20 protein-coding genes and 2 pseudogenes are annotated in these 24434 nt (G+C 58.9%); 17 read left to right on the top strand and 5 right to left on the bottom strand.

Annotation, left to right across the window (positions count from 1 at the left end):
* Positions 1 to 128 precede the first annotated feature (128 nt).
* Positions 129 to 368, bottom strand: a complete 240-nt coding sequence (locus tag PZN02_RS30265) for a hypothetical protein (RefSeq protein WP_280663698.1) — start codon at positions 366 to 368, stop codon at positions 129 to 131.
* Positions 365 to 742 carry a hypothetical protein gene (locus tag PZN02_RS30260; RefSeq protein WP_280663697.1) on the bottom strand — a complete coding sequence of 126 codons (378 nt, stop codon included), beginning with the start codon at positions 740 to 742 and terminating at the stop codon, positions 365 to 367. Before PZN02_RS30260 ends, PZN02_RS30265 begins: the two co-directional genes overlap by 4 nt.
* A gap of 884 nt (positions 743 to 1626) precedes the next feature.
* Here PZN02_RS30260 and PZN02_RS30255 point away from each other — a divergent pair.
* The 12 genes and pseudogenes from PZN02_RS30255 to PZN02_RS30200 all read left to right on the top strand — a co-directional run bounded on the left by PZN02_RS30255 (position 1627) and on the right by PZN02_RS30200 (position 14076).
* Positions 1627 to 2976 (top strand): M16 family metallopeptidase, encoded by a 1350-nt coding sequence (locus PZN02_RS30255; protein WP_280663696.1) that lies wholly within the window; start codon positions 1627 to 1629, stop codon positions 2974 to 2976.
* A complete protein-coding gene (locus PZN02_RS30250) occupies positions 2976 to 4340 on the top strand; it encodes a M16 family metallopeptidase (RefSeq protein WP_280663771.1) in 1365 nt (454 codons plus the stop codon). The genes PZN02_RS30255 and PZN02_RS30250 overlap by 1 nt, the downstream gene beginning before the upstream one ends.
* Before the next feature lie 177 nt (positions 4341 to 4517).
* On the top strand, positions 4518 to 4814 hold the full coding sequence (groES, locus tag PZN02_RS30245; protein WP_280663695.1) for a co-chaperone GroES: 297 nt from the start codon (positions 4518 to 4520) through the stop codon (positions 4812 to 4814).
* Positions 4815 to 4891: 77 nt separating this feature from the next.
* Entirely contained in the window at positions 4892 to 6529 is a 1638-nt protein-coding gene (groL, locus tag PZN02_RS30240) for a chaperonin GroEL (RefSeq protein ID WP_280663694.1), read from the top strand.
* A 527-nt stretch (positions 6530 to 7056) separates the two neighbouring features.
* Positions 7057 to 7562, top strand: a pseudogene (locus tag PZN02_RS30235) (TolC family protein); the annotation flags it as partial.
* Entirely contained in the window at positions 7560 to 7721 is a 162-nt protein-coding gene (locus tag PZN02_RS30230; protein ID WP_280663798.1) for a hypothetical protein, read from the top strand. The pseudogene PZN02_RS30235 and the gene PZN02_RS30230, both read left to right, overlap by 3 nt.
* Before the next feature lie 97 nt (positions 7722 to 7818).
* Entirely contained in the window at positions 7819 to 8004 is a 186-nt protein-coding gene (locus tag PZN02_RS30225) for a hypothetical protein (RefSeq protein ID WP_280663693.1), read from the top strand.
* Between the two features lie 159 nt (positions 8005 to 8163).
* The gene (locus tag PZN02_RS30220) at positions 8164 to 8838 is read left to right on the top strand and encodes a VOC family protein (RefSeq protein WP_280663692.1); all 675 of its coding nucleotides are present in this window, start codon (positions 8164 to 8166) and stop codon (positions 8836 to 8838) included.
* A gap of 733 nt (positions 8839 to 9571) precedes the next feature.
* Positions 9572 to 9733 (top strand): annotated as a pseudogene (locus tag PZN02_RS30215) (helix-turn-helix domain-containing protein); the annotation flags it as partial.
* Positions 9734 to 9824: 91 nt separating this feature from the next.
* Positions 9825 to 11216, top strand: a complete 1392-nt coding sequence (locus tag PZN02_RS30210) for an ATP-binding protein (RefSeq protein WP_280663691.1) — start codon at positions 9825 to 9827, stop codon at positions 11214 to 11216.
* 474 nt (positions 11217 to 11690) lie between these two features.
* A complete protein-coding gene (locus PZN02_RS30205) occupies positions 11691 to 12194 on the top strand; it encodes a VOC family protein (RefSeq protein WP_280663690.1) in 504 nt (167 codons plus the stop codon).
* A gap of 727 nt (positions 12195 to 12921) precedes the next feature.
* Positions 12922 to 14076 (top strand): TlpA disulfide reductase family protein, encoded by a 1155-nt coding sequence (locus PZN02_RS30200; RefSeq protein ID WP_280663770.1) that lies wholly within the window; start codon positions 12922 to 12924, stop codon positions 14074 to 14076.
* Positions 14077 to 15042: 966 nt separating this feature from the next.
* On the opposite strand, the gene PZN02_RS30195 is transcribed toward PZN02_RS30200, so the two are convergent.
* The 3 genes from PZN02_RS30195 to hemN (PZN02_RS30185) all read right to left on the bottom strand — a co-directional run bounded on the left by PZN02_RS30195 (position 15043) and on the right by hemN (PZN02_RS30185) (position 19596).
* Positions 15043 to 15717: an OmpW/AlkL family protein gene (locus PZN02_RS30195; RefSeq protein WP_425336382.1), complete on the bottom strand. Its 675-nt coding sequence runs from the start codon at positions 15715 to 15717 to the stop codon at positions 15043 to 15045.
* Between the two features lie 732 nt (positions 15718 to 16449).
* A complete protein-coding gene (gene hemN, locus PZN02_RS30190; RefSeq protein ID WP_280663688.1) occupies positions 16450 to 17781 on the bottom strand; it encodes an oxygen-independent coproporphyrinogen III oxidase in 1332 nt (443 codons plus the stop codon).
* A gap of 462 nt (positions 17782 to 18243) precedes the next feature.
* Positions 18244 to 19596, bottom strand: a complete 1353-nt coding sequence (hemN, locus tag PZN02_RS30185; protein WP_280663687.1) for an oxygen-independent coproporphyrinogen III oxidase — start codon at positions 19594 to 19596, stop codon at positions 18244 to 18246.
* A 228-nt stretch (positions 19597 to 19824) separates the two neighbouring features.
* Between hemN (PZN02_RS30185) and PZN02_RS30180 the strand changes: the two genes are divergently transcribed.
* From PZN02_RS30180 to PZN02_RS30160, 5 genes are all read left to right on the top strand, one after another.
* Entirely contained in the window at positions 19825 to 20268 is a 444-nt protein-coding gene (locus PZN02_RS30180) for a pseudoazurin (RefSeq protein WP_280663686.1), read from the top strand.
* Between the two features lie 314 nt (positions 20269 to 20582).
* A complete protein-coding gene (gene fixL, locus PZN02_RS30175; RefSeq protein ID WP_280663685.1) occupies positions 20583 to 22100 on the top strand; it encodes an oxygen sensor histidine kinase FixL in 1518 nt (505 codons plus the stop codon).
* A complete protein-coding gene (fixJ, locus tag PZN02_RS30170; RefSeq protein ID WP_280663684.1) occupies positions 22093 to 22707 on the top strand; it encodes a response regulator FixJ in 615 nt (204 codons plus the stop codon). Before fixL ends, fixJ begins: the two co-directional genes overlap by 8 nt.
* Positions 22708 to 22805: 98 nt before the next feature.
* Positions 22806 to 23150 carry a response regulator transcription factor gene (locus tag PZN02_RS30165; RefSeq protein WP_425336171.1) on the top strand — a complete coding sequence of 115 codons (345 nt, stop codon included), beginning with the start codon at positions 22806 to 22808 and terminating at the stop codon, positions 23148 to 23150.
* A 79-nt stretch (positions 23151 to 23229) separates the two neighbouring features.
* Positions 23230 to 23868 carry a helix-turn-helix domain-containing protein gene (locus tag PZN02_RS30160; RefSeq protein ID WP_280663683.1) on the top strand — a complete coding sequence of 213 codons (639 nt, stop codon included), beginning with the start codon at positions 23230 to 23232 and terminating at the stop codon, positions 23866 to 23868.
* Positions 23869 to 24434: the final 566 nt, after the last annotated feature.

Below are 24434 nucleotides of genomic sequence, written 5' to 3'. Positions count from 1 at the left end.
AGTTCAAAAGCTTGAAGGGTTCTTTCTCCCGCGAAGATCGCGCCGGCGACAAGCAGCTTGTCGCCTATGTGATGTATTGGGCCGAGGCGGGTTCGGACGCGGACCTTCCAGGGCTCGTATCTTCGTATTCACAGAGCGCCGTCTAAGGCACAACGCAGCGGTATTGCGGCGTCAGCCAGCGCCGCCAGTGCGGTGATTACGTTGCGAATGTTGGTGACGCGTAATCCGGTTTGCCCTCTGACGAATGGCGGCGACGGCATCACCCAGGTGGGATTTACCAGCTCGCGTTCGCCTCCGACCGTGTTGCGGATGAGAGGCCCGGGTTTGTCGGGAAACACCTCGGTCGTCGAGTTCGCACGGTTGGTCATGTCGCCGTGCGGCCTGCCCGCGTGCCACAGCTGGTCAAACTCGACCTCGATCCGACACCGATTGCACATGCGTCCCCCTTGTCCGTCGCGGTGCGCTCTGCCGAGATCTTGATGCCAAACGGACGCAGGAGCCCACGGACCTGCCTGTAAAGCTGGCGCTTCACATTGGCCAGTTGCTCACGCGCTCCGAGCAATGCCTTCAACCGATGGCTTTCCATGGTCTTCACATGCACCGCCGAATACCAGCCGCTTGCCAGCATCTCGGCAAGCGCCTGCGCATCCGCGCTCCCGCGCCACACCACCTGCCGATCGTGGTCCATAATGCAGATGTGCGTGCTCTTGAGACTGACGTCCAAGCCAACGTAATATTCCATCGCTGCTCTCCTTAGGTCTTCGACAAACCAGGGCAGATGTCTCATCCGCCGAGGGGAGCAGCAACCTCATGTATGGGATGTATTAGATCGATCCCAGTCGCTCGCAACCGATCGGCCCTCAGCTCACGAAGATGCTCGTAATCCTCTTCGAGCGCAACGAGGTCCTCGGACGTTCCGTGATGCCGACCTGTTTCACTGCGCCTTAAGAGTGCTTTTGCCGGCGGAAAGCAGGCCTTGATCACGCTGGGCTTTTATGTCTGCTCATCGTCGGGTTACTTCTTGACCTCACAGGCGCTACGCGGGTAGGTGCCCGCACGCATTCACAAATACACCCACGGCGGAGCCGATGAATGTGAGCGTTTACGCGACCAAACTAGGGCCCGTAGGCGCATCATCTCGTGAATGGTCGACTGCCCTGCTTTGGCAACGGGAGTGTGACGGGTCTATGTCGCTTAGCATTGTCCCATGAACGACAATGTTGGACATGCGACACAGCTGGTTTCATCGATCACGTTGTATTTAAAAGAGTTTTCCTCTGGCACGCATGTTGCATTGAGTCATTTGCCACAGGGACCACCATAATGGCGCGGAGATGTCGAATGTCAGCAAAGTTCTTTCTAGCGGGGTCTGCGTCCGCTTATTCTACAGCAGAATGTTCCATATGCAGAAGAATGAAGAGGCCGTACTCGCCAAGGAATAATCCGGCCGAGGCTGAGCAGGCACTTTTGCGTCGGTTGTCCTCGCGCGAACGCCAACTCTCACATTCGCTTCAAACCGACGATTTCCTGGGAGCCCGCAGAGCGCGCACGGCCGCGGCGACTGGGGGAGGGCGCCCGGTGACCCATGCTAGGATGGTTTCGCGAATTCGGGCATTTGTCCTGAGCATGATCGCGCTGCAGCCTCTCATGACCTGGGAAGCGGCGGCCGTCGAGGCACCGCGCGGCAAGTCCGAGATCGGAAATTTCATGCTGAGCAACGGCATGCACGTGGTCGTCATACCCGATCATCGGGCGCCAATCGTCACGCAAATGGTCTGGTACAAGGTCGGGAATGCCGATGAGCTACCCGGCAAATCCGGCATCGCTCATTTCTTAGAGCATCTGATGTTCAAGAGCACGAAGAAGCACCCGGCCGGCGAGTTTAGCGCAAAGGTCAGTGAGATTGGCGGCGAGCAGAACGCATTCACATCGTCCGACTACACCGCCTATTACCAGACGGTCACGCCGGAGTCCCTCGGGACGATGATGGAATTAGAAGCTGACCGGATGCGCCAGCTTGTACTCACCGACGCGGTAATCGTGCCGGAGCGCGATGTCATTCTGGAGGAGCGGCGCGGCCGTGTCGAAGCCATTCCCGAGGCGCTCCTCGAGGAGGAAATGCGGGCGACCCTCTATCAAAACCATCCTTACCGCATCCCGGTCATCGGTTGGATGCACGAGATGGAACGGCTCAGTCGCGAGGACGCCGTAGCGTTCTACGACCGCTACTACGCGCCGAACAACGCCATACTCGTGGTGGCTGGCGATGTGGACACCGGGACCGTGCACAGGCTGGCAGAGAAGACCTACGGGGCCGTACCGCGTGGCCGCGAACTGCCGCCGCGGGTGAGGCCGCAAGAGCCGGAGCAGAACACCAAACGAACCGTCGTGCTCACCGACCCGCGTGTGACCGTGGCGAGCTTCGAGAAATCTTGGGTGACCACGTCGTACGCAACGGCCGAGCCGGGCGAAGCGGAAGCCCTCGATCTTCTGTCGGAGATTCTCGGCGGAGGAAAGCGCAGCCGGATCTATCAGGAATTGGTGGTGAGACAGGGAATAGCCTCCTCGGGCGGTGCCTATTTCTGGGGAAGATCGCTCGATCCGACGAGCTTCACAATTTTTGGCTCGCCGCTGGGCGAGGCAAAGGTTCAAGCGGTGGAAGACGCCATCGACACTGAAGTTCGGAAAATCATCGACGCCGGGGTTCCCGACGTCGAGCTCGAGAACGCCAAGAACCGCTTGGTGCGCTCGGTCATCTTCGCACGCGACAGCCAACAGGAAATCGCCCAGCTCTACGGCGAGGCGCTTGCGACCGGCAGTACTGCGTACGACTTGCAGGTATGGCCGTTGAGGGTCCGTGCAGTAACTGCGCGAGAGGTGCAGGCGGTTGCCAAGAAGTACCTTAATCCGGACCGGTCCGTGGCGGGATATCTGCTGCCGCCGGCAAACACATTTTCGGGGGATCAAAAGCGATGATGATGATGTTCAACAGACCGCCGCTCGGGGCGGCCAAGTCACTGCTAGTCGTGCTCGTATTGCTGAGCCTTGCCGCGACGACGCACGCTCGGGCGGCCATGGCAATTCAAGAGGTTAACTCATCGAGCGGGATGAAGGCCTGGCTGGTGGAGGATTATGCGGTACCGATCGTAACGATCCGTTTCGCGTTCCGGGGCGGCAGCGCGCAGGAGCTTCCGGGTGAGGAAGGCCTCGCCAATCTCATGAGCGGGTTGCTTAACGAGGGGGCCGGAGATCTTGACAGCAATGCCTTTCAGCAGCGACTGGATGATGTTGGCGCCGAGATGAAATTCGACGCCGGGCGCGATGCGGTTTACGGGTATATGCGGGTGCTTGCCGATCGGAAGGATGAGGCCTTTGAATTGCTCCGGCTGGCGATCGAGCAGCCGCGCTTCGACCAAGCGTCGCTGGACCGCATTCGCGCTCAGATCGTCTCCGGCATCATGGCGGGAGCCAAGGATCCGCAGACGGCCGCGGAGGTTGCATGGATGAAGGCGATCTATGGCGATCATCCGTATTCCAGGCGCAAGGAGGGCACCGCGCAAACCCTAGCCGCTCTCACGACCTTCGATTTGAAAGCCTTTCACCATCGGCTTTTCGCGCGCGGCAATGTTACCATCGCAGTGGCGGGGGCGATCGATGCCCGCGCGCTCAAGCGCGACCTGGATCGTATATTCGGCGGTTTACCTGCCCATCCCTTTCTAATGCCCGTGGCGGAAACGACGCCGAAGCTGGGGCAGGAAGTTCGCGTCCACGATGATTTACCTCAGAATCGGCTGCACCTGGCCTATTCGGGGATCAGCTACAAAGACCCGCAGTTCTTCGCGGCCTATCTGATGAACCACATCCTCGGTGGTGGCGCGTTCACGTCCAGGCTTTGGAACGAGGTGCGCGAGAAGCGAGGGCTCGCTTACAGCATCGAATCTAGCCTCGAGATCAGTGACCATGCCTCGGCGCTGGTCATCGACACGAGCACCCGCCCCGATTGCGCCGCAGAGACGCTCTCCCTCATTCGCGCCGAGGTGAGGCGGATGGTGGACGAGGACGTCACCGAGGAGGAGCTCGAAGCGGCGAAGAAAAATATCATCGGCGGTTATACGATCGGCAACCTCAATTCATCGAGCGCGGTCGCCGACACTCTGGTCGAACTCCAGCTGAAAGGTCTAGACATTGACTATATCGACCGGCGGGGACAGTTAATCCAGGCCGTAACCGTTGCGGACGTCCGGTCGGCCGCGAGACGGCTTCTCTCCGCTGCCCCCGCCTTGATGATCGTCGGACCGCCCCTCGAGGGGAAGAAAGCGCTCGAGGGAAAGAAAGGATGACTATCGACTGGGAAATGCCGTCCGTCTCGGCGGCAGAATTCATGCCGCGAGATATCGCTGCCGAGGCTTGAGAACTGAGGATTATCGCGGCGACGCTAGCACTCGCTTGTGAAGAGTGCTAGCACCTCCACCGGATCGATGAAGATCCACACTGTCACTTGATCAAGGGAATAGACAATGGCAAGCACCAATTTCCGTCCGCTGCACGACCGCGTTGTGGTCCGCCGCGTCGAGTCTGAAGAAAAGACCAAGGGCGGCGTCATCATTCCGGACACCGCGAAGGAAAAGCCGCAGGAAGGCGAAATCGTGGCTGTCGGTTCGGGCGCTCGCGACGAAAGCGGCAAGGTTGTACCGCTCGACGTTAAGTCTGGCGACCGCGTCCTGTTCGGCAAGTGGTCCGGCACCGAAGTCAAGATCAACGGCGAAGACCTTCTGATCATGAAGGAAGCCGACATCATGGGCATTATCGGCTGATCGCCGGCAACCCTCCAAACTTCCGCAATTTGAAACCGGGCACGTTCCGGAATTTCGAAACCAGGAAAGCTATCAAAATGACAGCAAAAGAAGTCAAGTTCGGCCGCAGCGCGCGCGAAAAGATGCTGCGCGGCGTCGACATCCTCGCCGATGCAGTCAAGGTAACGCTTGGCCCGAAGGGTCGTAACGTCGTCATCGACAAGTCGTTCGGCGCTCCGCGCATCACCAAGGACGGTGTGACGGTCGCCAAGGAAATCGAGCTCGAAGACAAGTTCGAGAACATGGGCGCCCAGATGGTCCGCGAAGTCGCTTCGAAGACCAATGATATCGCCGGCGACGGCACCACGACCGCAACCGTTCTCGCCCAGGCGATCGTTCGCGAAGGCGCCAAGGCCGTTGCTGCCGGCATGAACCCGATGGACCTGAAGCGCGGTATCGATCTCGCCGTCACCGAAGTCGTCAAGGACCTGCTCGCCAAGGCCAAGAAGATCAACACTTCGGAAGAAGTTGCCCAGGTCGGCACGATCTCGGCAAACGGTGAAAAGCAGATCGGCCTCGACATCGCCGAAGCGATGCAGAAGGTCGGCAACGAAGGCGTCATCACGGTTGAAGAAGCCAAGACCGCCGAAACCGAACTCGAAGTCGTCGAAGGCATGCAGTTCGACCGCGGCTACCTGTCGCCCTACTTCGTCACCAACCCGGAAAAGATGGTCGCGGACCTCGAAGACGCTTTCATTCTCCTGCACGAGAAGAAGCTTTCGAACCTCCAGGCCATGCTCCCGGTTCTCGAAGCCGTCGTCCAGACCGGCAAGCCGCTCCTCATCATCGCTGAAGACGTCGAGGGCGAAGCTCTCGCTACGCTGGTCGTAAACAAGCTGCGCGGCGGCCTGAAGATCGCTGCCGTCAAGGCTCCTGGCTTCGGCGACCGCCGCAAGGCCATGCTCGAAGACATCGCCATCCTGACGGGCGGCACGGTGATCTCCGAAGATCTCGGCATCAAGCTCGAAAACGTCACGCTCGACATGCTCGGCCGTGCGAAGAAGGTCTCGATCTACAAGGAAAACACGACGATCGTCGATGGTGCCGGCCAGAAGTCGGACATCGAAGGCCGCGTTGCCCAGATCAAGGCGCAGATCGAAGAAACCACCTCCGACTACGACCGCGAAAAGCTGCAGGAACGTCTTGCCAAGCTCGCCGGCGGCGTCGCCGTGATCCGCGTCGGCGGTGCGACGGAAGTCGAAGTGAAGGAAAAGAAGGACCGTATCGACGACGCGCTCAACGCGACGCGCGCTGCTGTTCAGGAAGGCATCGTACCGGGCGGCGGCGTTGCCCTGCTGCGCTCCTCCGTCAAGATCACCGTCAAGGGTGAAAACGACGACCAGGAAGCGGGCATCAACATCGTTCGCCGCGCTCTGCAGGCTCCGGCCCGTCAGATCGTCGAAAACGCTGGTGACGAAGCCTCCATCGTGGTCGGCAAGATCCTCGAGAAGAACACCGACGACTTCGGCTACAACGCCCAGACCGGCGAATATGGCGACATGATCGCCATGGGCATCATCGACCCGGTCAAGGTCGTTCGCACCGCGCTCCAGGATGCAGCCTCGGTTGCTGGCCTCCTCGTCACCACCGAAGCCATGATCGCCGAGCTGCCGAAGAAGGACGCTCCGGCAATGCCGGGCGGAATGGGCGGAATGGGCGGCATGGACATGATGTGATAGCGCGAAAGCCTTAGCACAGGTTGATCCATCCGGATCGAAGGGCGGCTCTCGGGCCGCCCTTCTGCGTGGTCTCCGGGACTGGACCCGTCGCAGCTCTATGCGTGCGTCGTAAGGTGCCTTCGTCGATCCTGATGTGATGCAGCGCACGCAAGATGGCAAGCGATCCGAGCGGCTACTCACCTTAGGTCGCGCGGCTGGTCCGCACGCTTCACTACCGGTGGCATGAAGTGTTCGCACCGAAGGGGTGGTCCCGGTCAGTTCATCTATAGCGACACGCTGCGGTTGTCGGTTTCGACCTCACCGTTCTTTCGGGAGAGGATCGCGGGCCGATACTGAAGGGCACCGACACTACACGGAGAGACTCGGATAAGTCTCAAAGAGCCGCCGAGGGGGAACGGATGGGGAAAAGTCAGGAAAGAACCGCAACGGCGGTTGGAGAGGTGACGTAGCCGTGCGATGGCTGCGCTCATGGCCGGCTGAATCTCGGCTTGCCGCTTCCGCCCGGGCCGTGAGCCTTGCGTCCCGACAACCGGGATCTCAACGCGTGCGCGGGTCTGCGGGCAACGGACGAGGGGATTCCGATCGCCAAGGCCAAGGTACCGGCCGCGCGTTTCTGGTGCGGCGACCGGCATGCTCACGCGCGTCGACTCGGAGGCAACCGGTACGCGCGACTTTCACAAGGGGCAGGTAGGCATCTCCATCACGCAAACGATGTTTGATGGATTTCAGACCCTGAACAATGTCAGAGCGGCCGAGTCGAACGTGTTATCGAGCTGCGAGAGTCTGAAGGCCAAGGAGGTCCAGATCCTTCATCGGCTGCGCAATCTTACGCGAACATCGCCCGCGACCACCAGATCGTTTCGATCCGCCGTCAGAACCTGACCTTCCTTCGTGAACAGTTGAACGCGGCCCAGAGCCGCCTCGACGTGGGCGAGGGTACGCGTACCGACGTGAGTCAGGCGGAAGCGCAACTCGCAAACAGTCCCTGCTCGTCGCCGCGGTCGCGCAGCTGAAGGACGCGATCACCGTGAACCGCTCGTTCGTGCGCCAGACCGATTTCGTGCGCGGCGCGCACGCCATCGCGTCAGGCCCGTTCGGCGAGACCTATACTTGCCTGCCGCGCGAGGCGCAACTCGAGCAGGCGCCCTCCGTTGCGATGCCCTTCTTCCGGAAGCATCAATGTCGGTGACGCTTAAGGCCATCCATCTCGGTGCCGAGAAAGAGTGCGTGGGCGAAGGTCTCTCTGACAGCGCCAGTATCCGCGAGGATACCTAGTTGGCGACCCCATGACGCTGAAGCAGCTGGTCGAGGCGCGCGCGTGTCACCGTCAACGTCAGCAAGGAAGCCGCAGCAGCAGTGACGGGAATTGCTATAAGCATGCTTGTATTTTCCGCAAGCTCATCCCGATCCGCGTGCCGTGCGCCAGGTTTTTGACGGCCCAGGAATCCCTTTATCCGTTTGCCCGCTGTTGAGGCGTCAACTGATATAAGCGTCGCTTGGTCGGGGCGCTTCCGCAGGTGGGCTGCGTTGCGCGATGTATGACAATGTCGGACATACGACTTTAGAGGATTAGCGCTACCAGGTTGTTCTAAAAAGGTTTTATGTTTTGGCGCAGTATGTGCAGGCGAGGAATGAAGAGCCGCGATGTCATCCTATCTGACCAGTTTGGTCAGATTGAACTCAGTTACCCTGAACGGCCCGCTGATGAGGCTACTCCTGTCGTCACCCTGTTGCCAGGCTGCTGCCTGGTGATTCATCCCGCTACCGAAAGTAGAAGGACTCAACAAATGAATGGGTTTGTGAACTCGCCAATCAATGCCGCTCGGCAAAACTCTAGCGAAACGGGTAGCCATTCTAGTCCACTATTTTGCAGTGTTGATCACATCGCTTTAGCTGTTCACAACTTAGACGACGCAATTCATTTGTTTCAAGATGTCCTTGGCTTTAAGCTCAAGCGTTTGCACGTAGGTAAGGGTGCAGGGACGGTTTGTGCGGACATGGTTCGCGACGGGATGTGCTTCGTGCTTTGCCAAGGTACGGGGCCAGAGTCTCAGGTTTATCAACTTGTCGAAAATTTTGGGGCCGGCCTCTATCATGTTGCCTTGGCCGTCGACGATGTACCGGCGGCGGTCGATACTCTCAAAGAGCGAGGGCTGTCCTTTGACACGACCGCTGTTGAGAGTGCTGGCCTGACACAGGTAAGTCGATGCCCCAACACGGGGATGAGCATTGAACTCATCGATCGGAACAGCGAGGGTAGGTTTCTCGACAGCAATAGCTTGAGCAAACCGGAAAAGAACAATTGACTCGTAAACGAGCCAGCAGTTCAGCAATTGACGACATCTCACGAATTCAGACGAGCGGGCGCTGACCGCTCTCTGGACCTATTCATCTACACCCTGCCTGTGCGGCTTCAGCTGGAGGGAAGCTGGGTCGGAGCGAGTGCGTGCAGCACGCATGCAGTGGAAGTCAAATATAATCGAAGGACGGAGCGGAGTGGCTCCCAAACGAAGTCGCTGCCAACGCTCATCAAATCTCGGGCGGCGCTTTTGGCCCTTGCCGTGTTTGTCACGGGTTTTCCCTACCGCTTGGGAGTGCGATGGGCGCAGCCCGGTCTGCTACCGGCCACGCGTGATCTGGACCAGGTAAGATCGATGTCAGGAACTACCGTTTTGTGTCACGGTCTCCTGCCGTCAAAGGACGTCATGCGGCGTGTCGCACGCTATCTCTGGATCTTAGCGCCGCTCACCGCGCGCGAAGCACGTGTCTAAAACCCGACAGGAGGTGTGGCTCGAACGTGACAACAAGGTCCAATACAGGCGGCCATTGACAGCATGCTGGGAGCTTCGAAAGCACAATCAGGAACTTACTGCCTGCTAAGCGCGGCTGGCACGCCCTTTGCAACAGTGAGTAAGGACAGACGCGCAAGGAGGAGCGATGCTCTCTTCCCTTGAACCCGTGGGCCTCACGCTAACAGGGAAACAAACTCATGCATAAAGTCGCGCAACCTTCTGAAATAGCTTTGGGGAACGACATGGTTTGCCGATGTTGCGGCAGGACATTGCCGACTATCTCGGCCTCACGATCGAGACAGTATCGCGCGTGATGACAAAACTCAAAGACCGCAGCGTCATCGCTCTTAGAGGCGCAAGGACGATCGACATCATCAAACCGGATGCTCTCCGTGAACTTTGCACCTGAGGGTGCCCGCGGCCTGTGCAAGGTCCCGGCCAGGATGGCAAATGTACGGCTCCGCAAAACTCATCCCAGAAACAAACGTCGAAAGTATATCATGACCAGTATAGACCGCTTCGCATGGCAAGCCCTTCATCGCCATTTCAAGAACGATGATTTGACCGGTCTCGTTAGCTCCCGCCGAAGGTTTGCTCCACATCTCCTGCCAGACATTCAAACCGTCATTGAAGAGCAGATCGCACCTCTGTCTCCCAAGCTTGTCGGCGTCCAGCAGCAAGACGAGCGCTTCCCCATGAAGCTGGCAGACCTGGTCATTCGCGAGGGAGGCCGCGCCGTTTCGCTGACGCCGTTGCGATATGAGGACATCGACATCGGCGGAGCTGAGCCTTTCGCTTCTCTGCACAACGCTCTGTGGCTATTCCAGATCGGCCACGAGCCGGTCGCGATTCTTCTGTCGCAGTTCCATGACTACTGGCGCCGGGTGCTTCAAGTAGAAATCGCTCATCTGCCCGGCGAGGAGGCATCCGCCTTATCGCGCGGATTTCTTCGGAACATCCAGGCCGCGGGCGAGAGATCACGGTATTATCGCAACAAGGTTCTCTCCTTCGAGCTCGATACAGGCGAGAATGGGATGCAGGGTACGATGCGCGTTCATCGCCTTCCTAACATACAGCGGGAAGACGTGGTGCTTTCCGAAGCAACTATGGCGCGTCTCGACACTCACATCCTCGAATTTGATCGACACCGAGAGGGGCTGAAGCGCCGCGGCCAATCAGTGAAAAAGGGTATTCTGCTCTACGGGCCACCTGGCACCGGCAAGACGCACGTCATCCGTTATCTTTCTGCGAACCTACCGGGGCGCACCACCATTCTGGTCACGGCTGAGCAGATGACGATCCCGTTCGCGATCCAGTACTACATCGGGCTGGCCCGTACCCTGCAGCCGAGCATCGTCGTGCTGGAGGACGTCGATCTGGTGGGCCGGTCGCGAGAAGATATTTATAGTTACAAAGCCGAAGGCCTCCTCAATCGTCTGTTGAACGAAATGGATGGTCTTGCAGCAGATGCAGACATTTTCTTCATCCTAACGACGAATCGGCCGGAGGACATTGAAGACGCGCTCGCCTCGCGCCCAGGCCGCGTGGACGAAGCTATTGAGGTTCCGCTCCCCGACGCTGTTTGCCGCGAGCGGCTGATCAAGCTGTATGGTCATGCACTCGTTTTCGAGAACGGAGCCATGGCCGATGCCGTCGCGCGGTCAGAGGACAGCAGCGCGGCTTATGTCAAGGAGATGGTCCGCCGTCTCGCGCAACGGAGCCTTGCTCGAGATGGCGGTCATTTTGTCTCCCGCGAGGATGTGGAGGTGGTCGTTGGCGACTCCGCAGTATTGGCCGACCGCCTCGGTAGGCGCATTGTTGGCCTCAGCGTGAAAACTTCAAGAAGAGGAAGACAAAGCGCCGAAGAAGATGACTCAAACTGCTGCGATTAAAGGTCCTACCACTGACACTCCATATGAGAAAGGTCGTTCTCCGTTTGAGCAAGCTGAGAATTTGGCGAGAGCCATGGCGTCGGTGGCGAGCTTCGCCGGCGCCAGCCAACCTTGGCATCACGAAAATCCACCGGCGGCCGCCGCCGGCTGGGCCCGGTGCAGGTGGGCATCACGGCAAAACGAGCAGAGAGCGGACCGAGGATGACCAATTCCAGAACGATGGAGCAGTTCCGTCCCCTGCCGGTCTCGCGCGTGACGCTTGGCGGACTCTGTAATGTCCGATGTTGAACAATGTTGAATATGCGACACGCTGGTTCACGAGCTATGGAAGAGAACGCAAGCTGGCGGAGTAGCCCCCTTGTCGTTGCCAACTGGCTGGTGGCCGCGCCTGGAGCGGGATGAGGAAGGTGTGGGTAGTTTTCTGGCCTCGTCCCCCCTCTAGCTATTCGTGATCCGGCGAGAAAACGAGAGGCCATGCTGGTCAGGGAAATGTCTCTCCAAGAAGGTCATGGGCTCGTGGCGGCGGGAGGTCTGGCGCGATTGCCCCCTGATCACATCGCCTTAGCTGTTCGCAATTTAGACGACGCAATTCATTTGTTTCAAGATGTCCTTGGCTTTAAGCTCAAGCGTTTGCACGTAGGTAAGGGTGCAGGGACGGTTTGTGCGGACATGGTTCGCGACGGGATGTGCTTCGTGCTTTGCCAAGGTACGGGGCCAGAGTCTCAGGTTTATCAACTTGTCGAAAATTTTGGGGCCGGCCTCTATCATGTTGCCTTGGCCGTCGACGATGTACCGGCGGCGGTCGATACTCTCAAAGAGCGAGGGCTGTCCTTTGACACGACCGCTGTTGAGAGTGCTGGCCTGACACAGGTAAGTCGATGCCCCAACACGGGGATGAGCATTGAACTCATCGATCGGAACAGCGAGGGTAGGTTTCTCGACAGCAATAGCTTGAGCAAACCGGAAAAGAACAATTGACTCGTAAACGAGCCAGCAGTTCAGCAATTGACGACATCTCACGAATTCAGACGAGCGGGCGCTGACCGCTCTCTGGACCTATTCATCTACACCCTGCCTGTGCGGCTTCAGCTGGAGGGAAGCTGGGTCGGAGCGAGTGCGTGCAGCACGCATGCAGTGGAAGTCAAATATAATCGAAGGACGGAGCGGAGTGGCTCCCAAACGAAGTCGCTGCCAACGCTCATCAAATCTCGGGCGGCGCTTTTGGCCCTTGCCGTGTTTGTCACGGGTTTTCCCTACCGCTTGGGAGTGCGATGGGCGCAGCCCGGTCTGCTAGCCGGCCACGCGTGATCTGGACCAGGTAAGATCGATGTCAGGAACTACCGTTTTGTGTCACGGTCTCCTGCCGTCAAAGGACGTCATGCGGGCGTGTCGCACGCTATCTCTGGATCTTAGCGCCGCTCACCGCGGAGCACGTGTCTAAAACCCGACAGGAGGTGTGGCTCGAACGTGACAACAGCAGGTCCAATACAGGCGGCCATCGAGGGATGCTGGGAGCTTCCAAAGCACAATCAGGACTTATGCCTGCTAAGCGCGGCTGGCACGCCCTTTGCAGCAATGAGTGAGGGCAGAGGCGCAAGGAGGAGCGACGCTCTCTTCCCATTGAACCCGTTTACCTTGTCTCTAACAGGGAAACAAACTCATGCATAAAATCGGGCAACCTTCTGAAATAACTTTGGGGAACGATATGGTCTTGCGTATGGGGTCTCCGGCTCCAGCGATCAAAGTGCAGAACTGGCTGCGTGGCGAGCCCCTCGCGAACTTTCAGCCGGACAAAGTCTACATCGTCGAGTTTTGGGCAACTTGGTGCGGACCCTGTGTGGCGGCGATGCCGCATCTGGTGCAGCTCCAGGAGCAATACAAAGACAGCGGACTTGAGGTCGTCGGTGTTGCGGCACATGAACACGCTCCAACGGCCGATGAGGCCCGAACCAAGTTGGACGCGTGGTTGACCGAAAAGTGCTCGAATCTGAACTATCGGATCGCATTCGACTCCACAGGCGAAATGAACAAGCGTTGGATGGAACCGAGCTTTTCTGTTGGGATTCCGACCTCGTTCGTGATCGACCGAGACGGCCACATTGCCTTTATAGGTCACCCGATGTCACTCTATGACGTTTTGCCGCAAGTGCTTGACGGCAGCTGGCGCACCAGTGATCAAGCGAAAGCCGCCGATAGGGAGCGGATCGCCAAAACGGAACACACAGCGCGAGAACAAGCGTTGAAGAAGCCGATCAATGACAAATTTTGGGCGGCGGTGAAGGCAAAGGATTGGAAGACGGCCCTCTCGGCAATCGAAGACGGCATCGCCTTGATGCCGGACGACATCAATTTCCGCGTAGCTCATGCGCACCTGTTGCTTCACAGGATGCGCGACATGCAGACCGGCTTGCCCGTCATACGCCAATTGGTTCGCGACGCAATCGACCGAAACTCCGAGCATTGGATGATTATGGCGATAGACCAACTCTTCCATCCGGCAAATGACTATTCGGGGTTTCCGGCTGCTGAGCGCTTTGCGATGGGTAAGGAGCTCTCCGAACACATCCTGGCACCAAATCCCTCACCAGACGACGTCCCTAAGTTCCTGTCTTATCGGGCGGTCGCTCACTACTATCATGAGATCGGCAACAAAGATCGCGCGATCGCGTTGTTGGAGCTGGCAATAAAGGCGCTGGACGGTCCAGAGCCTATGCCGGACGAACTGAAACGGGACTTTCTACCGGGTTTGCTGCAGACCCTCGCCAACTACAAGGGCGAGAAGGTTTGTTACGGCGCTCTCTGTGCGACTCCGCAAACGATTTCCCCCACGCCGAAGGCGGACAAGGAGAATTTGACTTGAAGATGTATAAGAGGACTTCTTGTCCTGCCGGGCGGCCGTGCTGACGGCGGCGTGACGCCGTAGAACGCTGCAGCGGCGTGTGCCCCAGCACGCCGCAATGTCGCGCCCCCTCTCTTGGTCTGCCGCTGCGGGCGCCAGTGCAACAAGTGCGGTCGGGGTGGTCGGCCCGGTTCCAGGAAATCATCATCAGCCGCTTGCTTCGGCATCCTCTTCGGCGCGCCGTGGACCTTCCAGCAGCGCCACCCTCTCGTCCAGCGACGCAACCGTTCCACAAGCAGGCGCAAGATCGGTCGGGCATCTCAGGAATGCTGGAGCGGTCAGCCTCGATCGCCGCCACAAGCTCGGACACATGGAAGTCCCTCCGTCGCTACTACCCCTCGGCGAGATGGCCGCGGATCGCAGTGATGGGCGACCCTTCGCCGCTATGATGCCGAACTTTGTCAAGTGCGCCCGGACCACATTGCGGATCTGCGTGCGATTTCCTGAAGCCGCCCCAAAACCGTGAGAACCTGCGCAAGCCCCCATGCCGATCAAGCAAACAACTGGCTGCGGCGAAGCTGGCGGCGCACGACAACCCGACCGCTCTCATCTGGACTGAAAGACGCTCTTTGCGGGTCGATACAGCTGTGGCCGCGCTCAGACATGGATGGCTCCTTCGCTCGGGACGACAACTATGGCGCAAACGCCGGGAGCAGGAGCCACCCACACCGTCAATCGAAAAGCTCTTCGCCAAGAGGTGCAAGCCAGGTCACGGCAGGCCATCTACGACTGACTGTGGACAAACCTCAACGTCGTCGCCCCGCAAGAATGCGATGATTACCTTACCGAACCCGGATATGACCGGACCTAAAAAGCATCAGCTCTAATTTGAAGGAGAGCTTTAGCCCTAAGGTCGGCCAAGGGGCGACTGCTGCGAACGATTCCTCGATATCTAGCTCCGAGGATGCTTGATATCGCCGAAGCGAATTAAAAACGATAGGTAATGCCAACGCCGAAGAGCAAGGGATCAAGCTTCGCTTTGCCAGTGACATTCCTTCCGCCGACGTTAGCATCGAAATCCGGCCTCAAGAAGATCTTCTTCGCGTCTGCGTTGAAGCCCCAATGATCATCGATCATGTAGTCAAAACCAACTTGCAAGACCGTACCAAACGCGTTCTTGACGTCGAGCCTGTCAGCGGATTTGCCTGACTGATTGTAGAAGACCGTATAGTTCACGCCGGCGCCCACATAGGGTCGGAAGGCACCAAAGTCGGTGAAATGGTATTGCAGGGTTAACGTCGGCGGCAGCAGCCAAGTCTTGCCGAGCTCACCTAAACCGGCAATTGAGCCACCGCCTTGGACCCTTGCATATGTCGTGCCGAGGATGAGCTCGGCCGCTATATTGTCATTGAAGAAATAGGAGATATCGAATTCTGGGACGACAGTGTCAGAGAAAGAGAGGGCGGAGCCTGCTAATCCATCAACGCGGCCAGAGTCTCTTGTGATGACGTCGAGTGCGCGCAGGCGCACCTGCCATGGGGTAGGGCTAGCCGCGATTTCGGCCGCATCGTGTGCGCTGATAAAGTCGGCTGCTTCAGCTGCACCAGCCACAGCGACGATCGCCGCGGTGATACTCGCATAGAGAATTTTTATGATGTTCACGTTTCTCTCCATTAGTAGTGTTGGCCATGAAGGTGGTATGAGCTGCTTGATGACGAAGGTGGGGGTACCGGATTGAGACTGCGAGCCGCCGGAGAATGACAGTAATTGGCCACACACCATTGCTTGACCTGCTTGTGGCTTCCATAGAAGTGTTCAACGGCGAGGGTGAAAAGATGAGTTTCTCGCATAGAATCACGCCTCGATGTTCGCACCAACACGATGGGCAGTTCCGAACGCTTAGTGTGCGTTCTTGGACGACGAAGCATGTACCGTGCCAAAGGAGAAAACCGTTCAAAAGCAACATGCTGCAGCGCACTGCCTTATGTCGCAGGATCGACACTTGTCGGAGATCGTACAACGCGAGCGGTTGTCACCGGCATATGAATGAACGCGTTCCCAGCAACATTGACCGACGAAAAACGGCAGAAGAAGATTGTGTCCATCGAATCCTTGACGACGGCTTCGCTTTCCCAAGTGACCGGCTAGACTAGAAAGGTGGGACCGACGACATCCAGTTCGGCGGAGAGGGGGCCATCCCTTCCGGCAAGTGGGAGGAGCCCGGCTACGGCCGGGCAGGAATATGCGCAATACGGTGTTGCTGCCGGATTGATTAGAGCCGTCATTTGCGTTGCGACTAGCTAAGCTGGCCAGTGTTGCCTACGGTTTACCGAAGCCGTGTCGGTTGGCGACGCGCGGAGCTCCCCTCGATCTCTGCTCGCGCTGTTGGCGTGCTTACGGAGAGCGGTCGAGATAAGCGTCGAATGCGGCAGCGACAGCGCGAATCACAAAGCGATAGTCGTGGCGGACACGGATGAATCCGTTCTCAACGTCCACGATACCGTCGTCCGCCAGCATCGCCAAACGTTCTACTGTATCGAGAAACGGCACCGGGTCCAGCCCATGGGCGGCGCAGATTGCCGCCACGTCGACCTGCAAATCGCACATCAGCCGCTCGATGATTGTGGCTCGCACGCGGTCTTGGTCTGTGAGACGGTGGCCCTTTGACGTCGCCAGGCGGCCAGCTGAGATGTGCCGGCTGTAGGATTCCAGCGCAACTTCGTTCTGGACGTAGCCCTCGCCAACGCGGCCGATAGCCGACGCGCCGAAACCGATCAAGGTTTTGCAGGTGTCGGCCGAGTAACCCAGGGAATTACGCCGCAGGCGACCGGCTTTCTGCGCCAGCGTGAGCTCGTCTCCCGGCAAGGCGAAATGGTCGAGCCCGATCTCTCGGTAACCGGCGGCAACCAGCGTCTCAGCTACGGCCGCAGCCTGTTCGGCGCGGGCAGCGTTGTCCGGCAGCGCTGTCTTCTCGATCAAGCGCTGATTCTTTATAGCGGACGGAATGTGCGAGTACCCGAACACCGCAAGCTGGTTCGGGCGCATGGCGACTGCCGCCGTCGCGGTTTCCACGCAGGACTTCACCGTCTGATGCGGCAGACCGTAGATAAGGTCGAAGTTGATGCGGCTTACTCCATTCCTGCGCAAGTTTTCAACGGCAGCCGCTGTCTGCCCCTCACTCTGGACGCGGTTGATCGCTTTTTGAACTAAGGGATCGAAGCTCTGAATGCCGATGCTCGCGCGGTTCACGCCGGTGGCTCCTAAGGCTTCGGCCATCCCGAGCGTGAACGTGCGCGGATCAATCTCGACGGCCACGGCTGCCGTTTCCACGAACGCGAAACGGCGGCGCAGGAGCTCCATCAGACCGAGGAACTCTGCTGGCTCGATGAGGTTAGGGCTTCCACCGCCGAAGTGCACGTCGCTCACCGGCAGCGCCTGCCGCGTTTGCTCCGAGACCAAACCGATCTCGTCACGCAGTACCGCGAGATAATGGAGGATCGGCGCATCCAGGCGGGCGATGTTGGTAGGGCAGCCGCAATACCAGCAGATTGATCGGCAGAACGGAATGTGAATATAGAGCGATATCGCATCCTTAGCCGGGAGCTCCCTCAGCCAGTGCTCATAAGCCTCGGCGCCAACTGCCGCGGAGAACTGCGGTGCAGTCGGATAAATGGTGTACCAAGGGGGGCCGGGGTCGCTGTATTTTGCCAGGATGGAGGTCGGCAATGGTTGCACTCCGATGCTGAATGTCACCATCTCACTAACCGGGGCGCCCTCCTGTGTCTTTGAGCTATATCAAATCTGTTCCGCTCGGCGGGAGATTTGCATCTCGTCCAATGCTCACGCGCGCGGAAGGCGATGTTTCGCAGCCAATGCATTCAGGCAACGCTAGCTTGACCGGATGGATGGTTCCGTCGTTTGTGCGGCAACCCGGGTCTCTATGAGAGAGTCGGCGCGCCGCTCGGGGCTGCATATGTTCGGAGTTGCCGGTTGAGCGCGAGGGGAAATCTCACGTGCCGACGATCTTCGTACATAACGCCTATGCCGTCGTAAGGCATATAGTAGGCTAACTGCGGTCCTGCCGCTTACCACTGGCTTGTGCGATAGGCGGGGGCGGCCGTCACGGAAGGGCCTGGTAGTGCCCTGGTAGTGCCACCAATGCTGGGGCCCTCTGTCTTCTCGGATAACTCACGCCGACTTGCTGTGCGTGCGCGCCGACTGGTCCAGATAGGCATCGAACGCGGCCGCCACGGCACGGATCAGGAAGCGCCCCTCCTCGCAGAGCCGGATGACGCCGGCGGTATTTTCGAGGATGCCGTCGCCTTCCAGCATGACGAGCCTCGCATTGTTTTCGAGCACGATGCCGGGATCAAAGCCGTGCGCGGCGGCAATGGCCGGAATGTCCGCGGAAAAGTCGCACATCAGCCGCTCGATGATCGCTGCCCGCAGCCGGTCCTCCTCGGTAAGACGATAGCCTTTCATTGTGGCGAGACGGCCGGCAGCGATCTTTTGCGCATAGAGGCCGGGCGGCACCTCGTTCTGTGCATAGCCCTTCGTCGTCCGCCCGATCGCCGAAGCGCCGAAACCGATCAGCGTATCGCAGGCATCGGTCGTATAGCCCTGGAAGTTGCGATGCAATTGCCCCACGGCTTGTGCGACCGCCAGGCTATCGTCGGCGCGGGCGAAGTGATCGAGGCCGATGCGGCGATAACCGGCGGCAACGAGCGTTGCAGCGATCGCCTCCGCCTGGACGATCCGGCCCTCCGCATCGGCAAGCGCGGTCTCGTCGATCAGCATCTGGTGTTTCTTGAAGGACGGAACATGCGCATAGCCGAAGACGGCGAAGCGGTCGGGCCGCATGGCGATAGCGGCCTCGGCCGTGTTGACGCAGGATTGAACAGTCTGGTGCGGCAGGCCGTAGACGAGATCGAAATTGATGCTGTCGACGCCTGCCCGCCGCAGCCGGGCAACGGCTTCCATCGTCTGTTCCTCGCTCTGATTCCGGTTGATCGCCTTCTGCACGACCGAGTCGAAGCTCTGGACGCCGAGACTCGCGCGGCGCACGCCTGCTTCGCCAAGAGCCTTCGCCATTTCCCGTTCGAGCGTTCGCGGGTCGATTTCCACCGCGATTTCGGCGTCTTTCGTGAACCCGAAACGGTCGCGCAGAACGCGGATGAGATCATGAAACTCCTGCGGCTTCATGATCGTCGGCGTTCCGCCTCCGAAATGCACGTGATCGACGGCGAGGTTTTTCCTCGCCGCCACCGAGACCAGGCGCACTTCCTCGCGCAGCATGTCCAGATAGTCGAGGATCGGCTGGTCGCGCTGGGTGATCGTCGTGTGACAGCCGCAATACCAGCACATCGAGCGGCAGAAGGGGATATGCAGATAGAGGGATACCGGCTTTTCCGCCGGTGTGGCCGCGAGCCAACCGCCATAGGTGCCAGCGTCGATGGTCGGCGAAAAGCGCGGTGCGGTCGGATAGCTCGTGTAGCGGGGCAGGCGTGCCTCGCCATATTTGGCGACAAGATCCGGTTGCATGAAGGCAGCCCCCTGTAGCGGATGACAGAACTGAGACGATCCTAGACAGGCTCCGCGTCTTTCTCTTTGAGCAATGTCAAGAATCCGCGACAAAGGCTCTTCCACTTCGCATTCAAAAACACACAGCTTCATCCAGTGGTTTGACGAGCATCAAAGAGACAGCGTCGTATCTATCGTATCTCGTTGCTGCAGGAACCAAGTAGGGTTCTTAAACCAAAGGAGAATTCCGTGCAGACATTCTCAAAGGGCGCTGCCGCTGCCGTTTTGCTTGCGGCGTTCGCCGGCAGCGCATATGCGGCCGATTTCGAAGTTCACATGCTCAACAACGGTGCTGAGGGAGCGATGGTGTTCGAACCGGCATTCGTCAAGATGAACCCGGGCGACAGCGTCACCTTCGTCCCAAAGGACAAGGGGCATAACGTCGAGACGATCAAGGACATGATCCCCGACGGCGCAAGGCCCTTCAAGAGCAAGATGAACGAGACCTATAAGGTTACGTTCGATGCACCGGGCATTTACGCCGTCAAATGCGCGCCGCATGTCGGCATGGGCATGGTCGGCGTTGTGATTGTCGGAGATGCGCCTGCGAACGTCGAAAAGGTGAAAACCGGCAAACTGCCGAAGAAGGCGCGGGAGCGCCTCGACGCCGCTCTCGTAGCTGCCCTTCCGTAACTGGGCCCACCAGCCACATGAGGAACGGGTTTGGTGTAACGGAACCAGTCGCCGGACCCGTTTTGCGCCTTGCATTTATGACAAGTTTACCCTAGCGCAGCCGAGTAGGGACGAGACTCAACCGGAGATGACTCATGAAAGGCCATGAGGGAATGACGCCCATCGGCGCTGAATCATGGCACGATTTGTTCAGACGAGCGGATGGCTGACTGGCACCAAAATGGATTATAGAGGCGCGAGAGTGTGCGGCCGGCCGCGACCCAGTCGCGACAATCTGTACACAACGACAGTTCGTTCCTGCAGTGGATAACGGAATGCAGTCAACGCGCATTGTCGAAGGGACGCGGCTCGGGCGGTCGCTCATCAGATGGCAACTCAATCGCACCTTGACCTACATTCTCACGACGGCGGCGGTGTTGAGTGTTGTTGCGCTGCGCTTGGGGCTATGGAAGCTCTTGGGCGGTAGCGCCATTCTCCTTTCCTTCACCCCCGTCATCCTTCTCGTCGCAATTGCCGGCCGATCGGGTCTGGTCGCCTTTGCGGCCGGGCTGTCATTTGCCGCAGCGGCCACTCTTCAGCAGCTCGAGAACGCCTCCGATCCGAGCTTAGTTGAGTTGATCTCCTTCGGAGTGGCGGTGCTTCTGACCATGGCTCTCGCGGAAGTACTCCAGGCGGCGAGACGCGCCATCGGCAGGACGGAGGAGGTCGTGAAGGCCCGCGATGCGCATCTGAGATCCATACTCGATACTGTTCCGGACGCGACTGTAGTCAGTGCCACCGATGGTACAATCGTCTCCTTCAACGCCGCGGCCGTGCGGCAGTTCGGATATGCGGAGGAGGAAGTCATTGGCCAGAACCTGCGCATATTGATGCCGCAACCCTATCGCCACGACCACGACGGATACATGCAGCGTTACGTAAGAACTGGCGAAAAGCGCATCATCGGCATCGATCGGGTCGTCTCCGGGCAACGGAAGGACGGATCGACCTTTCCGATGAAACTCGCCGTGGGGGAGATGCAGTCAGGGGGTGAGAGGTTCTTCACTGGCTTCATCAGAGACCTCACGGAGCGGGAGGAGTCCGCTGCGAGGCTCGAGCAGATCCAGGCTGAACTTGCGAGGTTGGCCCGCTTAAACGAGATGGGCGAGATGGCGTCGACGCTTGCCCACGAACTGAACCAGCCGTTGTCGGCGATCGCCAACTATTCGCATGGCTGTACGAGGCTGTTACGTGACATGGACGGCGCCGTCGCCACGCGAATGCGCGAGGCGCTTGAAGAGGTGGCCAGCCAGTCGCTGCGGGCCGGCCAGATCATCAAGCATCTTAGGGAGTTCGTCACGAAGGGCGAGACGGAAAAGGCCCCGGAAGACATTCGCAAGCTGGTGGAGGAGGCCGCCGCGCTGGCTCTGGTCGGTTCTCGCGAGCAAGGTGTCCGGACCGTATTCGAATATTTGCCCGGTGCCGAAATGGTAATGGTCGACCGAATCCAGGTCCAGCAAGTCCTCATCAATCTGATGCGTAACGGGATTGAGGCGATGCGCCACGTCGAGGGCCGAGAACTCACGATCCGGACGATGCCGGCTGATCGGGGCGCGGTTGCCGTGGTCGTCGAGGACACGGGCGGAGGCATTCCAGAGGAAATCGCCGGTCAGCTTTTCAAGCCGTTCGTTACGACAAAGGCAAGCGGAATGGGCATCGGGCTTTCCATTTCGAAACGCCTCGTCGAGGCGCATGGCGGTGAGATGATTGTCTCGAAAAACACGGCCGGTGGGGCTACTTTCCGCTTCACGCTTCCCGCATATGAAGATGAACGGATCGATGCCAATGACTGACTTTACGGTGCACATTGTCGATGACGAAGAGGCAGTCAGGAAATCGCTTGCCTTCATGCTGACGATGAACGGCTTCGCTGTGAAAATTCATCAATCGGCCGGTGCCTTTAGCGCTTTCGCACCGAGCGTCAGAAACGGGATTCTCGTGACGGATCTGAGGATGCCGGAAATGTCCGGCGTCGATCTGCTGCGCAACCTCGGCGACCGCAAAATCAAGATACCTTCGATCGTGATCACCGGGCACGGCGACGTGCCCATGGCGGTGGAGGCCATGAAGGCCGGGGCCGTGGATTTTATCGAGAAACCTTTCGAGAATTCCGTGATCATTGAGGCGATCGAGAGAGCATCTGAACATCTGGCCGTTCCGGAAGCCGATGCAGAGGAAGTCGTCGACATTCAGGCACGCCTGCAGACTCTCAGTGGGAGAGAACGCCAGGTGCTCTCGGCTGTGGTGGCGGGCCTTCCCAACAAGTCGATTGCCTACGACCTGGACATCAGCCCGCGCACCGTTGAGGTGCACCGCGCCAACGTGATGACCAAGATGAAAGCAAAGAGCCTTGCGCATCTTGTTCGAATGGCTCTCGCCGCGGGTTTCGGTCCTCCCTAACTTGGCCGAGTTGATCTCGCGCAATGCGTCGCATTGCCGCAAGCGCTCTAATGCCGGCTGATGGCTGCCAACACACGCCAGATGAGCGGGATTTCAATTTGTTAGGTGGAAGAAGCATTGTCGTCGTTGCAGCCGACCACGGACTCCGAAGGTCCGTGGCTTTCGCGCTTGAGGTCGAAGGATATTCGACCGAGTCCTACGACACCGTGCAGAAGGCCGAAGACTCTTCCCGTGAGGCGCTGTGCACAATTCTCGACGATGAGATACTGAGATCAGAGCCGCAGGCCGCCGCGCAATTCCTCAAGAAGCTCGGAGCGAGGGCCATTCTGCTGGTTGACGGGCTGTCGGCGCACCAAGCGCCTGTCGACAACGTCTTGACGAAGCCGTTCACCGGTCCCGACCTGCTCGGCGTGATCAACAGCCTGATCGAAGCGGCTAAGTAATTTCCCGTAGTGGTCTAACCGAGTTTCTCCAAGTCGCGTGAACTGTCAATCTGTCCCCACACTGAACAGGGGACACGACATGTACGCCGCTGCACAACCCAAAGAACAGTCCTTCCAACCGGCCGAAGACGTTGCACGGACCCAAATTTCTGCGCCCCACCTTGTCGCCACCTACAAGGCTGGTCGGGAGATTTATGCCGAGGGCGATTTGATCGAGAAGTGCTATCAGGTTTCTACTGGAGCCGTGCGTGTCTATCGCCTGCTCTCGGACGGACGGCGACAGGTCGTATCTTTTCATCTTCCAGGTGAAATGTTCGGTTTCGAAGCTGGCTCCAACCATTCTTTCTTTGCCGAGGCCGTCACCGAAACAACACTGGCCGTGTTCGGGCGGCGGCATATGCAGGAGCGTTCGCGGGAACTTCTCGCTCTCGCCTTGACCGGCATGGCGCGCGCCCAACAGCACCTTCTGGTGATCGGCCGGCAGTGTGCAGAGGAACGAATTGCGGCATTCATGGTCGACCTTTGCGAACGTCAAGGAGGGGGCAGGCAGGTGCGATTGCCGATGTTGCGGCAGGACATTGCGGACTATCTCGGCCTCACGATCGAGACGGTATCGCGCGTGATGACAAAACTGAAAGAGCGGAGCGTCATCGCCCTTAGAGATGCAAAAACGATCGACATCATGAAGCCGGACGCTCTCCGGTCGCTTTGCAACTGAGGCCGTCTGCGCGCTGTACCGGCGCCGTCGCTCTCCGCGTCGCTTCGGGGAGGGGTGGTGGCCAGGGCCTGGAGCGGGATGAGGAAAAGCTGGTCCTTTCCGACCTCATCCCGCTCCAGCTCATCCCGGGATCCAGCCGAGGAGGAGAGCGATGCTCGCCAGAAACGGCCAGGAAAGTCATGGCTCGTTGCGGCCGGAGATTGGGCGCGAGCGACCTGCTGGGACAGCCCATGTGGATCAACTAAGCGCCTCGAGCAACGGGCTCTATGGTTTTGCAAGCCCCGCCCAGAAAATGGACTGAGTGCGTGGCAAGGTCGTCCTCAGATCGACAATTTGATAGCGCGAGTGAAAGAGCGCGCTCCTACCAGATCGACACCGCAAGCTCCCGGCAGCGGCAGCCCGCCACAGCAAGCAGCTTCATGCATTGTCCGAGTTGAAAAGAAGGCCACTGGTGCGAGCCAAGCGGACTGACACCTTATGCCGCCGAAAGATTTCAGAGCCGTCGGCGCATACTTGTGTGCGCCGATCCGACGAGACGACCGGTCTTTCAGCCTACGAGGTGAGTT

It is taken from the genome of Sinorhizobium garamanticum (assembly GCF_029892065.1).
Taxonomy (GTDB): Bacteria; Pseudomonadota; Alphaproteobacteria; order Rhizobiales; family Rhizobiaceae; genus Sinorhizobium; species Sinorhizobium garamanticum.
The sequence above is the reverse complement of the archived record's forward strand: the minus strand, read 5'-3'. Positions and strand labels throughout refer to the sequence as shown.